The organism is Runella sp. SP2 (assembly GCF_003711225.1).
In the GTDB taxonomy this organism is placed as follows: domain Bacteria; phylum Bacteroidota; class Bacteroidia; order Cytophagales; family Spirosomataceae; genus Runella.
The window spans coordinates 6,390,340-6,403,140 of the sequence record NZ_CP031030.1 but is presented as its reverse complement, the minus strand read 5'-3'; the positions used below and the strand labels follow the sequence as shown (position 1 = coordinate 6,403,140).

The 12,801-nt window shown below is 42.4% G+C and carries 10 protein-coding genes, 1 pseudogene and 2 CRISPR repeat arrays (1 of these 13 only partly in view); of the genes and pseudogenes, 10 read left to right on the top strand and 1 reads right to left on the bottom strand.

The window, feature by feature from the left end; all coding sequences use genetic code 11:
* A CRISPR array of direct repeats spans window positions 1-368; the repeat unit is 46 nt; unit sequence GTTGTGTTAAATATCGTCAATGTTCAATTTGAAAGCAAACCACAAC; it reaches 515 nt to the left of the window's first position.
* A gap of 64 nt (window positions 369-432) precedes the next feature.
* From DTQ70_RS25765 to DTQ70_RS25755, 3 genes are all read left to right on the top strand, one after another.
* A complete protein-coding gene (locus tag DTQ70_RS25765) occupies window positions 433-729 on the top strand; it encodes a transposase (protein ID WP_122933461.1) in 297 nt (98 codons plus the stop codon).
* A 14-nt stretch (window positions 730-743) separates the two neighbouring features.
* Window positions 744-1,457, top strand: coding sequence for a DDE-type integrase/transposase/recombinase (locus tag DTQ70_RS25760; protein WP_122933460.1), 714 nt, complete (start codon window positions 744-746; stop codon window positions 1,455-1,457).
* A 64-nt stretch (window positions 1,458-1,521) separates the two neighbouring features.
* On the top strand, window positions 1,522-2,709 hold the full coding sequence (locus DTQ70_RS25755; RefSeq protein ID WP_229600163.1) for an IS256 family transposase: 1,188 nt from the start codon (window positions 1,522-1,524) through the stop codon (window positions 2,707-2,709).
* Window positions 2,710-3,198: 489 nt separating this feature from the next.
* A CRISPR array of direct repeats spans window positions 3,199-3,925; the repeat unit is 46 nt; unit sequence GTTGTGTTAAATATCGTCAATGTTCAATTTGAAAGCAAACCACAAC.
* Between the two features lie 61 nt (window positions 3,926-3,986).
* On the opposite strand, the pseudogene DTQ70_RS25745 reads toward DTQ70_RS25755, so the two are convergent.
* Window positions 3,987-4,496, bottom strand: a pseudogene (locus tag DTQ70_RS25745) (ribonuclease HII); the annotation flags it as partial.
* 75 nt (window positions 4,497-4,571) lie between these two features.
* Here DTQ70_RS25745 and DTQ70_RS25740 point away from each other — a divergent pair.
* The 7 genes from DTQ70_RS25740 (at window position 4,572) to hemB (ending at window position 12,750) form a co-directional block, all read left to right on the top strand.
* The gene (locus tag DTQ70_RS25740) at window positions 4,572-5,348 is read left to right on the top strand and encodes a polysaccharide biosynthesis/export family protein (RefSeq protein ID WP_122933456.1); all 777 of its coding nucleotides are present in this window, start codon (window positions 4,572-4,574) and stop codon (window positions 5,346-5,348) included.
* 6 nt (window positions 5,349-5,354) lie between these two features.
* Window positions 5,355-6,095, top strand: a complete 741-nt coding sequence (locus DTQ70_RS25735) for a tyrosine-protein phosphatase (RefSeq protein ID WP_122933455.1) — start codon at window positions 5,355-5,357, stop codon at window positions 6,093-6,095.
* Between the two features lie 24 nt (window positions 6,096-6,119).
* Window positions 6,120-8,564 carry a polysaccharide biosynthesis tyrosine autokinase gene (locus DTQ70_RS25730; RefSeq protein ID WP_122933454.1) on the top strand — a complete coding sequence of 815 codons (2,445 nt, stop codon included), beginning with the start codon at window positions 6,120-6,122 and terminating at the stop codon, window positions 8,562-8,564.
* Window positions 8,565-8,740: 176 nt separating this feature from the next.
* Window positions 8,741-9,436 carry a tetratricopeptide repeat protein gene (locus DTQ70_RS25725; protein WP_122933453.1) on the top strand — a complete coding sequence of 232 codons (696 nt, stop codon included), beginning with the start codon at window positions 8,741-8,743 and terminating at the stop codon, window positions 9,434-9,436.
* 106 nt (window positions 9,437-9,542) lie between these two features.
* On the top strand, window positions 9,543-10,457 hold the full coding sequence (locus DTQ70_RS25720; protein WP_122933452.1) for a PfkB family carbohydrate kinase: 915 nt from the start codon (window positions 9,543-9,545) through the stop codon (window positions 10,455-10,457).
* A 290-nt stretch (window positions 10,458-10,747) separates the two neighbouring features.
* The gene (locus DTQ70_RS25715; RefSeq protein ID WP_122933451.1) at window positions 10,748-11,590 is read left to right on the top strand and encodes a type II CAAX prenyl endopeptidase Rce1 family protein; all 843 of its coding nucleotides are present in this window, start codon (window positions 10,748-10,750) and stop codon (window positions 11,588-11,590) included.
* 179 nt (window positions 11,591-11,769) lie between these two features.
* Window positions 11,770-12,750 (top strand): porphobilinogen synthase, encoded by a 981-nt coding sequence (gene hemB, locus DTQ70_RS25710; protein ID WP_122933450.1) that lies wholly within the window; start codon window positions 11,770-11,772, stop codon window positions 12,748-12,750.
* Window positions 12,751-12,801: the final 51 nt, after the last annotated feature.

Genomic DNA, 12,801 nt, shown 5'->3' with positions numbered 1-12,801 from the left:
TGTTCGTTGTCTGCACAAGTTGTGTTAAATATCGTCAATGTTCAATTTGAAAGCAAACCACAACTCTCTTAGTTTTTTTGGAGTTAGTTCGTCGGTTGTGTTAAATATCGTCAATGTTCAATTTGAAAGCAAACCACAACCGATTCGTACTGCATAGCTAAGCAGAAGAGGTTGTGTTAAATATCGTCAATGTTCAATTTGAAAGCAAACCACAACTACTTCCGACGCCTCCGAAACCGCCCCCCCGGTTGTGTTAAATATCGTCAATGTTCAATTTGAAAGCAAACCACAACTGTTTGGGCGCATAAGTTCTTGCTCAAGCGTTGTGTTAAATATCGTCAATGTTCAATTTGAAAGCAAACCACAACTTAGAATCTAGCCCGCTAAAAAGTTGGACACAAATTAGGGTACAACTTTTAAATTTGTGATTCAATGGGAAAACATCAAAAATCATGGAGTCAGGAGGAAAAACTGACCATAGTGAAGTACTACAAAGAACACGGAGCTGCTAAGGCTTCTAAGGAGTTTAACGTCTCCAGTGCGAACATTTATAACTGGGTCTCCCACTACGAAAAAGGAGGTTTTTCAAACCCATCGGGTGTTAGTAACTCTAATAAGGACAAAGAAATTCTTCGCTTTCAGCGGGAGATTCAAGCTTATAAAGAGATCATCGCTGAGAAAGAATTATCACTTAGAATCAAGGATGCTTTGTTAAAAAAAAGCCTTTAAGTAAGCAAATTCGCTTGGAAGTAGCCAATGAATTTATTCTTTCAGGAGGTAGTATTAAAACCGTTCTAAAATCCTGTTTTATCGCCAGAAGCAGTTATTATTACAAAGCTACTTTAGGCAAATCTGGGCGCAAACCATATGCCGAATTTCTCAATGAAGAAGGTGGTAAAATAGAGGCATATCATGTGATTGAAACGTTGAAAGAACTGTTTGAAAAACCCTTTGTTGATTATGGTTATTACAAAGCCTATATCTACCTGAGAGATGAATTAGGTTTTAGAGTAAGTAAGCATTCTGTTTATAAACTAATGAAAGAGAGTGGTTTACTTCAAAGCAGGTACGCTATTAGTTCTAAAATGGGGAAGCGTAATTGGGTAAAAAATTTGATTCCACAGACTCAAATCCCATTCGATTACTGGGAGTTCGATATAAAGTATGTCTGGGTATCAGGGAAAAAGAGAAGTATGCAGGTATTGACGGTGTTAGATGTAAATTCAAGGTGGAATTTAGGCCAATATTGTGCTTTTACCATCAGGAAAGAGGATGTCATTTCATTATTTGATAGCCTCTTTGAAAGTTACGAATTACCTACAGGAGTCTGCGTAAGGAGTGATAATGGCAGCCAGTTTGTAGCCACTGAAGTCCAAAAATATTTTCGAGATAAACAAGTTAAACAAGAATTCACAAAACCTGCAACACCACAACAAGATGCGCACATGAGACTGTAAACTGAACTCTGTCTAAAAGTTTTAACTTTAAGACAGAACAATGGAAAAGACAGAATTTGAACAGATGCGCGACAAAGCGCTGGAGCAGTTAATGAAGGGACAATCATTAACTGGCAAGAATGGGGTTTTCGCTCCCTTACTTCAACAATTTTTAGAAAGTGCGCTAGAGTCGGAAATGAATGCTCATCTTGATGAACAGGAGCGAGAATCAGGCAACAAGCGCAATGGCAAAGGCAGCAAGCGTCTCAAAACCACCTCTGGTGAGATTATTTTGAGTACTCCCCAAGATCGAAAGAGCACATTTACTCCTCAAATCGTCAAGAAACGCGAAACAGTTTTAGCTGATAACCTTGCCCCTCAAATCATCGGACTCTATAGTAAGGGGATGAGTTTGCGAGATATATCCGATCATATCCAACAAATGTATGATGTGGAAATATCTCATTCTACCCTTTCCGAGATTACCGAACGTGTAATTCCGCAGGTCAAAGAGTGGCAGAGTAGGCCTTTGGAAAGTCTCTATACCATTGTTTGGTTAGACGCCATGCACTACAAGGTAAGGGAAGGTGGTCGAGTTGTTACTCGTGCTGTTTATAATGTATTGGGAGTTAATCGACATGGCTACAAAGATTTGATTGGTATGTATGTCTCCGAAAGCGAAGGTGCCAATTTTTGGTTATCGGTGCTTACAGATTTAAAATCCAGAGGGGTAAAAGATATTTTGATAGCCTGTACGGATAACCTCGCTGGCTTCTCGGAGGCAATATTGGCTTGTTTCCCTCAAGCTGAGGTTCAGACTTGCATCATTCACCAGATACGCAACTCGCTTAAATATGTGGCCTCCAAAGACCAAAAGGCCTTTATGCAGGACTTAAAAACAGTCTATCAGGCTCCTACCAAAGACAAAGCTGAATTGGAATTGAAAAAACTTGAAGATAAATGGGGGGTAAAATATCCAGTCGTGCTTAAATCATGGCAGAAGAACTGGCATAAATTATCCACCTATTTTGCTTATGATGAGCATATTAGAAAGCTCATCTATACCACCAATGCAGTAGAAGGATTTCACAGGCAAGTCCGTAAAATTACCAAGACCAAAGGCGCTTTCCCAACTGACATGGCTCTACTTAAATTGATTTACTTGGCCGTTGAAAATATAAGCCGAAAATGGACGTCTCCTTTGCAAAATTGGGCACTTACCGCCCAACAATTACACATTAAGTTTGGTGATAGAATGCGAATAGACCTGTAGTTTTCCTTTCAATTGTAAAACGCAAAAATAGCCTGTTATTGGATTTGTCAAGGGTATATAAACGGCCTCGTACCTCAGCCGCCCTTGACAAATCCAATAACAAATCAAAAAAGCATTTGAAATCGAAAAGAAAAACTAAATTTGACCCAAATTAACCACTAGACAGAGTTTATATTACACTCCCGCGCACATCGAAGCCTATCATTCCATTATGGAAAGTTGTGTCTGTCAAAGGTTTGAGTTTAACGATTTGAAGCATGCTCGAAAAACATTGGAAGACTTTAGAAACTTCTATAATTTTGAGAGGATACATGGAGGAATTGCTTTCCAAAGTCCTTACAAGTATTTGCTCAAACATAACATTGATATGAAAGAATTAACGCAAAATAAGACTAAAATCTGTGCTTACAGTCTCTAACTTTCTATCATTTACGTGTCCAATAATTAGCGGTTAGCACACTTAAATGGGCATCCTCCGACGTAAAAACAGTTGTGTTAAATATCGTCAATGTTCAATTTGAAAGCAAACCACAACTTATTACAGCGTTTGTAGTGCATCCTTATGTTGTGTTAAATATCGTCAATGTTCAATTTGAAAGCAAACCACAACTCGCGAATTGCTTCTACTTTCTGCCCTTCTGTTGTGTTAAATATCGTCAATGTTCAATTTGAAAGCAAACCACAACTAGTCTTATGCTCTTACGTGCGCTTCGCCTGTTGTGTTAAATATCGTCAATGTTCAATTTGAAAGCAAACCACAACCAACTTCTGTAATTCTGAATAAGGCCCTGTTGTGTTAAATATCGTCAATGTTCAATTTGAAAGCAAACCACAACCCAGAACATTTCGTAAAAAGCTTCCATTGAGTTGTGTTAAATATCGTCAATGTTCAATTTGAAAGCAAACCACAACTCGCGAATTGCTTCTACTTTCTGCCCTTCTGTTGTGTTAAATATCGTCAATGTTCAATTTGAAAGCAAACCACAACCTACCCACGGTTATGTTCTGCGAGGTTGCGGTTGTGTTAAATATCGTCAATGTTCAATTTGAAAGCAAACCACAACTCAACCTTCTCTATTGTAGTTGAAAGTTTTGTTGTGTTAAATATCGTCAATGTTCAATTTGAAAGCAAACCACAACAAAGCACTTCATCATTGCGAAGTGACAGTGGTTGTGTTAAATATCGTCAATGTTCAATTTGAAAGCAAAAATTACAACAATCGAAACGACATCCGATGGTAAGAACAGGGACCAAACTCTCGAATGCCTGCCCGATGCACGGGCGTGGGGTAGCCTACATTTCTTTCCCAACCATAGTGCGGAAACTCCACCGCGAGGCGCTCCATGAGGTCGTCGCGGTAGGTTTTGGCCAGTACCGAAGCCGCCGCAATGCTCATAAACTTGGCGTCGCCTTTGACGATGCAGGTGTGGGGTAAAAACGGGTAAGGCGTAAAGCGATTTCCGTCCACCAACAAATGCTCGGGGCGTAGCGCCAACTGATCCACGGCGCGGTGCATGGCCAAAAAGCTGGCTCTGAGGATGTTAATTTTGTCAATTTCTTCGTTAGAAACTTCCGCGATGGCCCAAGCCAAGGCGGCCTCTTGTATGTCGTTGCGAAGGGCTTCGCGTTGATTTTTATTCAACTGCTTCGAGTCGTTAAGCAGTTCGTTGGTGTAGTCTTTGGGAAGAATCACGGCCGCTGCTACCACAGGACCCGCTAGGCAGCCTCGCCCCACTTCGTCGAGGCCCGCTTCGGTGAGTTCGGCATGGTAGAAAGGTTTTAGCATACATCGGGTATTTTGGACAGGCGGGCAATTTACGTATTTTTGTTTCGAGGTTATCCCTCCTCACTATTTTTTGCTATGCGTTTTATCGTTTTGCTTCTGCTTTTTTGTGGCCCTCTGTACGCCCAAAAAAGCACCTCAGATACCACAAAACCTACTCAGACGATTGGTGTTCAGTCTGAGTTGTTGTCAGATACAACAGAGTACCGCCTTAAACCTGGAGATCGGTTGCGCATCAGAAGCCTCAACGCGCTTGAGATTATTTTTCCGCAAAGTGGCAACATCGCCGTGGCTTCCACGCCCATGTCGTCGGGACAAGCAGGGGCTTCTGCGTATTTGATTACCGTTGATCGTCATGGTCAAATCGTTTTACCACAAGTGGGACGCGTCAAAGTGGCAGGACTGACCAAAACGGATGCCACCAAGGCCATTGAACAGTATTACAAAGACCTCATCAACGACCCTATTTTTGACATTGAGATTTCCAACCTACAAATCAGGGTCTTGGGCTCGGTGGCGAAGCAAGGCATGATTTATCTTGATAATGAAAAATTGACCCTGGGAGAGGTCATTGCCATGTCGGGGGGGATTGATTTTGCGACGGCCGAAAAAACCATTAAGCTCATACGAAAACGCTCAGGCGTGCAGCAGGAAGTCAATTATGACATCCGTAACCTCGGCGACCCCGCCGTGGCCAACATTCCCGTTTTTGACGGAGATTACGTCTTTGTTCCGCCTTCTAAATGGAGCCTTAGGATTGTTAAAAACCAAAGATTCTCCAGTATATTATCTCCAGTGGTTATTGGACTCAACGCCGTTGCGGTTGTTTTAGGGCTATACCTTACACTTAAATAGCAGCAGATGTTTTCGTTTTTTAAGAAAAAATCTTCTAGCGCAACGGCTCCTTTTTCACTTGATTTTATGGAAAGTGACTGGCATTGCCACGTGCTTCCTGGCATCGACGACGGTGCGCTCGACGAAAACGTAACGTTGGCAATGTTGCAGGAGTACGTACAAATAGGCATCAAAAAAATTGTTGCCACGCCGCACGTTCGGGCCGATTATTTTAAAAATACCGTCGATACCATCCGAGCCGCCGCCGCAAAAACCAACGCCCTCATTGAAACCCATTCGCTTCCTTTGTTGCTAGAAGCATCGGCGGAATATTATGCTGACGAAAATTTTGTCCAACTCATTCAAGAAAATCAGCTGCTACCCATCGAGGGCCAGTATATTCTATTTGAATTTTCGATGCAGGCGCCTAGCCTTTGGGGGCACAAACTGATTGAAAAAATTCAACAAAAAGGATACACGCCCTTGCTGGCGCATCCCGAACGCTACCGATACTGGCACGGCAAGCCGAGGGAATGGCAAAGTCTAAAAAACAGGGGGGTTTCTTTTCAACTCAATTTGCTGTCGTTGGTGGGGCAGTATGGGTCGGCAGAGCGGAAAGCGGCCGAACAATTGATAGAAAAAGGGTATTATGAGGCATTTGGTACCGATGCGCACGGGATTCATCACTTACAAAAATTGAAGGATTTGGGCCGAAACCCGCACTTTGACACGTTACAACAATTACCTTTGCTCAATCGTTTGGGGTAAACAAATTAGAGGGAAACAGCTATTATGCAAAACGGAAACTGGAGCCAATCACAAGATAGATACACCGAAGTGTCTGCTGACATTGACGTTAAGCGGATTCTTAAAGTCATTCTAAGTCGTTGGTATTGGGTGATTGGAGCATTGGTTTTGACCGTTGGTGGGTGTGCTATTTTTCTTCAAGTGGCCCATCCTCGTTACATGGCCGAGATGGTGTTAAAATACAACGATAAACAAACTGAGCTCGACGAACTTAACCGCCTCATTCAGTCTGATGAATCCAATTTAGAATACCTTACCGAACTGTATGTCATTAAATCGGAAGAGGTCATCAACGGAGCGATTAAAAAACTCAATTATCCGTTTACTTTTTATCGTGAGCTTACCTTTCGTCATGATGACGTGTACCCTTACCAGCCTTTCACGTCACAACTTATCTCTTATGACCCCAATAAGTTTCAGTTTGGGCTTTTTGAAATCAAACAATCAGGCGTAATCACGTACAAAACCAAAGACGAAACCGAAAATCTAACTTTCGATTTGTCAAAAGATACCCTCGTTTCGGTACGAGGACTTTCGTTTAGTGTCAAATCTGTAGAGAGGCTTTCGCAGGATTATGTATTTTCTTACAATGACCTCAATGACCTGCGTGGGCGTCTTGACGGTGGAATTAAAGTAACCGAAGAGGGAGCGAGTTTACCCATTTTAAACGTTTCGTTTTCGTATTACAACCGACAGTTTACGCAAGATTTTCTTCAAAAACTCATTGAATCGTACGAAGAATATAACCTTGAACAAAAGAAGAGGTCGTCTAACCTGACGATTAATTTTATTCAAGAACAAATCAAAATCTACGCGACGGCGCTTCAAAAAGCATCGTCGGAGTTAGAACGTTACAAACAACGCAGTTCGGTGCCTAGTTTGCAAGCCTCTATGTCGGACGTTATGGGGCAAATGACGCAGCTTGAAGCGCAAAAAAATACCCTAGAAATTGCAAAGTCGTACATCAATTTGCTCGAACAAAGCCTGAGCAATCGTTTTGAGCCCGTCAATGTGGGTAGTCTAGGACTGGATGGTACCAGCGACGGTGTTCTTCTCAAGTTAGTCTCGGATCTCAATCGCCTCATTCTTGACCGGAAAGCGTATATAATTGGTAAAAACCTGAGTGTCAATAACCCAATTGTAAAAACTGCCGACGACGAGATTGATCGCGTGCGGGAGCAGATTCTCACCAACATCAAGGTACAGCGCCAAAAAAATGAGAGTACATTGGGCATTATCAGTCAAAATTTGGCGCTAATTAAAAGCCGAATGAATGCCCTGCCATCGGTAGAGCGAGAGCTTGGGTATCTTCAAAACGACCGTGATGTTAACGAAAAAATATACCTTTTGTTGATTAACAAAGAGATTGAAACCTCCATTGTAAAAGCAGGTGTTTTGCCGTCGTTTACGGTACTTACCCGCAGTAATGCGTACCAGACTTACCCACAAGCGCCGCGTCTTATTTCAGTGTCGCTCGTTTTGGGATTATTGATTGGGTTTGGTTCTATTTTTTTGGCCCGTTTTGCCAACGGGAAATTTACCGAAATTTCCAAAATTGGTGCTTCTGAGCACGTCAACTTGCTAGGGCTCATCCAGCGATTTCCGCACAAAATCTCCCAAAATGAAAAAGATTTGTTGCACTTTTTGGAAAACCGTTCGTTGTTTTCTGAATCGGTCAACAGCATTCGTACCAACCTCAGCTTTTTGACCGACGTTCCGAGTCAGCAAGGCAAATTGCTGGTGATTACATCTGAACTTTCGGGCGAAGGCAAATCGTTTGTGACGCTGAATTTGGCGACGTCTTTGACCAAAATTGGGAAAAAAGTGCTGGTGGTTGTGTCAGACTTACGGCGGTCGAACATGCACCGTTATTTTAACCACAACAACAAAATTGGGCTTAGCACGTACCTGTCGGGAAAGGCAGATGATTTTCACCAGACGATTCATCACTCGGTCATCGAAAACCTCGACTTTATTCCTGCGGGGCCTTCGCCTTTTAACCCGACTGAACTTATTCAAAATGAGCGATTTGAGGCATTTATTGCCAACGCTCAGCAAGAGTATGATTTTGTGTTGGTGGATACTGCCCCCGTTGGTTTGGTGTCGGACAACGTGCCTTTATTGAAGAAAAGCGATTTGGTGATTTACATCATTCGTTGGCTGTACTCGCACAAAGAATCGTATTTGTTGGTCAACCAAATTGCGGAAGAATATAAAATCAAAAACGTAGGCGTTATCATCAATGATTTTTACAAAGATGACCTGTACGCCAACCTCATGCCAGCGGCTTATTATTCGTCGAAAGGCTACGGGTACAGCTACAAGCAGACGTACGATTATTACGGCAAGAAAAATAATTACTACCACAACGAGACGCCATCCAAATCTATTTGGCGAAAAATGATTCGTTGGGTCAAAAAAGAACAGTAAAGAATGGGCAGATTTTGGCTGTTTTTTTGTTCTGACGAAATTTTTGGCACTGTTGTTGTCGAGCAAAAGAACGAAGTCACTTAAATAGGCGCTCAATCCGTATAAAAAATAGCTGAGTTCTTTTTGAGTTTCAAGAGTTTTCCTAATTTTGCACTCCAATTTGAAAATCAATAGTAATGAGCAATAAAGACACAGATTCGGGGCTTGATTTTTTAGAGAGCCCAGAAGGTTTGGCAGGAGAGTTAACCAAATTTGAAAAAAGCATCGAAAAAAACCGCAATATCTTTGTGATTGCGGGGGGAGCAATTGTCGTTGCACTAGCAGGATGGTTCGGATATAACTATTACGTAAGTAGCCAAGATGAGCAAGCTCAAGCTGCTTTGTACGCTCCTGTTTTTGCCTTTGAATCCGATTCGCTTAACAAAGCGCTCAAAGGTAGCGGTGGTAACCCAGGTTTGGCGACTATCGCTGACGAATACGGTGCGACACCAGCAGGTAACCTTGCGCAGTTTTATGCAGGTACGGCTCTTTTGAAGCAAGGTAAGTTTGACGAAGCCATTGAGCGTTTGAAATCTTTCAGCTCGTCTGATTTGTTGGTTCAAGCCCGCGCTTACTCATTGATTGGTGACGCTTACATGGAAAAAAATAGCGTAGAGGATGCCATCAGCTACTACCAAAAAGCAGTTGATTATAAGCCCAATGCGTATTTTACACCTTCGTACATGATCAAGCTTGGTGTGGCTTACGAAAAAGCAAAGAAAAACACGGAAGCTATTGAAGTGTATAGCGAACTTATTGAAAAATATCCTCAGTCGTCAGAAGTGCTAAACGCGAAGAAATTTAAAGGTTTCCTCGAAAGCGCTGCTGAATAAGTACAATATGAAAAATCAAGAAAAAGGATAAGGCTGCTATGGCTTTATCCTTTTCTTTTTTAGAACAATACAATCATTTATTTTTTACTGATTAACAACGAAAACTATGAGTTTGCTAACCGTTGGGTCGGTTGCTTTTGATGCCATCGAAACCCCTTTTGGAAAAACCGATAAAATTGTAGGTGGCGCGGCTACTTACATCACGCTGACTGCTTCGTACTTCACCAAAAAGAACAACATCATTGGGGTTGTGGGCGGTGATTTTCCAAAAGAAATGATTGAGACCTTAGAACAACACGGTGTCAACACGGAAGGATTGGAAATCAAACCAGAAGGAAAAACATTTTTTTGGTCGGGTAAATACCACAACGACATGAATAGCCGCGATACGTTGGACACGCAACTCAACGTTTTTGGCGATTTTGACCCAATCATTCCTGCCTTATACCAAGATTGTACCTACTTGATGTTGGGTAACATGGTACCCGCGCTTCAAATGGCCGTTTTGGATCGTCTTAACAACCGTCCAAAGTTTGTGATGCTCGATACCATGAACTTGTGGATGAACATTGCCCTCGAAGACCTCAAAGCGGTCATTGCAAAAGTAGATTGCTTGACGGTGAACGACGAAGAAGCGCGGATGCTTTCGGGCGACTACTCGTTGCGTCGTGCCGCAAAAACCATCATGGCGATGGGGCCTAAAACCCTCATCATCAAAAAAGGCGAGCACGGTGCGTTACTTTTCCAAGGCGACGAAGTATTCTTCTGCCCTGCGCTGCCGTTGGAAGAAGTATTTGACCCAACGGGAGCGGGTGATACCTTCGCGGGTGGCTTCATTGGGTATTTGGCAAGTACCGACGACATTAGCTTTGCCAACATGAAACGTGCGATTGTGTATGGTTCGGCCATGGCGTCGTTTTGCGTGGAAAAATTTGGCCCTGAGCGCATCATCGACCTTACCCAAGACGAAATCGACGCACGTGTGCAGGAGTTTGTGCTTTTGTCAACATTCCATATTTAATAATTAGCACCGATAGATTTATAGGGGGTACGAAACTTTGTAGGTAATTAGTAAAATTAAACACATAGACCACATAGAATTTTCACATAGCACACAAATCTAAAGGTCGATGCGTTGGCTCGATTTCTTTGTTTACTATGTGTTTATTCTAATTGTGCTCTATGTGTTTCAAAAGGAATGCTACTAAATTCTGCATTTATTCGTACACCCATTTACGAGAGTAATTTCTTTTCTCCTATCGGGGCTTTTTTATTAGAAGGTAGTCATCAAAAATCGTCACTTGCCCTGCGATGAAACGGGAAATTCTTTCAGAAATAATCGCTTACCTCTTCCTAGTACTGATAGCGGTAGGACTGGTTAGGTGGATTTTTAAAAAACTATTTAGAAACCATACTTCTCTTATAATTATCCTTCGTTTTTGGACTTTTCTTCGGCAGCCTTATTACACTGACCATGCAGTTCCTGTTTCCGTAACGCCATTGCGTTGGCTATGGCAATTATTTAAAGTAGATTTTGGAATTACTTTTTTCGCAGCGATTATTTCAGTTACGCTAACCAAACTTATAGAGCGGTTAACTTTTCTCAATTTTCATGAAGACCATGTGTATAGTACACCTTACCAAGCACTATTTTTTTTGGTAATATTTGCCCCCATCATAGAGGAAGGTCTTTTCAGATTATCACTACGGCTCTCTCCCTTTAATTTTGCTCCCATGATTGGTCTTATAGGAATGTATTTATTTTTGCCAATCCTATCCTCGTGGTTTCAACCTAATACTTATATCGTCTTGGCGGTTGTATTCTGTATGCTATTCGTGCCAATGTTAGTTTTAGTAACGCGTCAAGCATTTATAATGGAGTGGCTTTATCCAAGATTCAAAAAACATTTTCGTTGGATTTATTATTTCTCATCCATTTCCTTCGGGTTTATTCACCTCAGTAATTTCGAAAATACAACCCTGTTTCATTATTTGCTTATCGTATTGCTGACACTGCCTCAACTTTGTTCAGGTTTCTTTTTGGGTTATGTTCGAATGCGCTACGGAATTGGGTATAGTATCGGGCTTCACGCACTCAACAATCTGGTACCTGGATTGTTATATGTATTTTCGCATAGAACCGAACTCTTTTAAAAAATTTAGGCTTTCTGACAAATTTTGTAGTCAATGACAAAGGGGACACAGAGTAACACAGAGTTCCTCAGAGAAATCTAAAAAAACCTTGTGTAACATTGTGAAAAACTCCGTGCGACTCTGTGTCCACAAAAATTGTAGTACAAACAAAATTATTGCTCAAAATCAAAAATTAGCTCATGAATTACACCATCACCCGCCGCCCTCGTCGCAATCGCCAGTCGGCGGCCATTCGCGCGCTCGCGCAAGAAACTACCCTCTCCGTCAACGACCTCATTTACCCGATGTTTATCGTCGAAGGAAGTGGCGTACGGAGTGAAGTAAAATCAATGCCAGGCATTTACCGCCACTCGCTCGATACACTTTTAGAAGAACTGAAAGAGGTTACCGATTTGGGCATCAAGTGCATTGATCTGTTTCCCAACTATTCGGAAGATAAAAAAGACAAATACGCCACCGAAAGCTACCGTGAAGGAACGTTGTACCTTGATGCGCTCAAAGCCATCAAAGACAAATTTCCTGAGTTGGCATTGATGACCGACGTGGCGATGGATCCTTACAGCAGCGATGGGCACGATGGCTTGGTCGAAAATGGAAAAATCCTGAACGACGAAACCCTCGAAATTTTGGCAAAAATGGCCGTGGCTCAAGCTCGTGCAGGGGCTGACATCCTCGGCCCAAGCGATATGATGGATGGCCGCGTAGGTTTCATTCGTGAAGCACTTGACGCCGAAGGCTTTACCGACGTGAGTATCATGTCCTATTCGGTCAAATACGCCAGTGCCTTCTACGGCCCGTTCCGCGATGCGCTTGATTCGGCGCCGCGTTTTGGTGACAAAAAAACGTACCAAATGAATCCTGCCAACGTACGCGAAGCCCTGATTGAAGCAGAACTCGATTACCAAGAAGGAGCCGATTTTTTGATGGTAAAGCCCGCCTTGGCGTATTTGGACGTCATCAAGACGTTGAACCAAAACTTTGATTTACCGATTGCGGCCTACAATGTTTCGGGAGAATATGCCATGATTAAGGCCGCTGCTCAAAACGGCTGGCTCGACGGCGACCGTGCGATGTTAGAAACCCTGATGTCGATTCGTCGGGCAGGGGCAAAGGTCATTTTGACCTACTTCGCGAAAGAATTTGCGCTATTGCAAGCGTAAAGTGTTACAATTTTCGCCTTTTCTATGCGTTTAGTGAAAAGTCATGCCCGT

What these genes read in the sequence shown, in the direction of transcription:
- DTQ70_RS25720 (WP_122933452.1), top strand. Translation starts at nt 9,543, where the DNA reads ATGAGTTTGCTAACCGTTGGGTCGGTTGCTTTTGATGCCATCGAAACC.
- DTQ70_RS25740 (WP_122933456.1), top strand. Translation starts at nt 4,572, where the DNA reads ATGCGTTTTATCGTTTTGCTTCTGCTTTTTTGTGGCCCTCTGTACGCC.
- DTQ70_RS25715 (WP_122933451.1), top strand. Translation starts at nt 10,748, where the DNA reads ATGAAACGGGAAATTCTTTCAGAAATAATCGCTTACCTCTTCCTAGTA.
- DTQ70_RS25765 (WP_122933461.1), top strand. Translation starts at nt 433, where the DNA reads ATGGGAAAACATCAAAAATCATGGAGTCAGGAGGAAAAACTGACCATA.
- DTQ70_RS25755 (WP_229600163.1), top strand. Translation starts at nt 1,522, where the DNA reads ATGCGCGACAAAGCGCTGGAGCAGTTAATGAAGGGACAATCATTAACT.
- DTQ70_RS25730 (WP_122933454.1), top strand. Translation starts at nt 6,120, where the DNA reads ATGCAAAACGGAAACTGGAGCCAATCACAAGATAGATACACCGAAGTG.
- DTQ70_RS25735 (WP_122933455.1), top strand. Translation starts at nt 5,355, where the DNA reads ATGTTTTCGTTTTTTAAGAAAAAATCTTCTAGCGCAACGGCTCCTTTT.
- DTQ70_RS25725 (WP_122933453.1), top strand. Translation starts at nt 8,741, where the DNA reads ATGAGCAATAAAGACACAGATTCGGGGCTTGATTTTTTAGAGAGCCCA.
- hemB (WP_122933450.1), top strand. Translation starts at nt 11,770, where the DNA reads ATGAATTACACCATCACCCGCCGCCCTCGTCGCAATCGCCAGTCGGCG.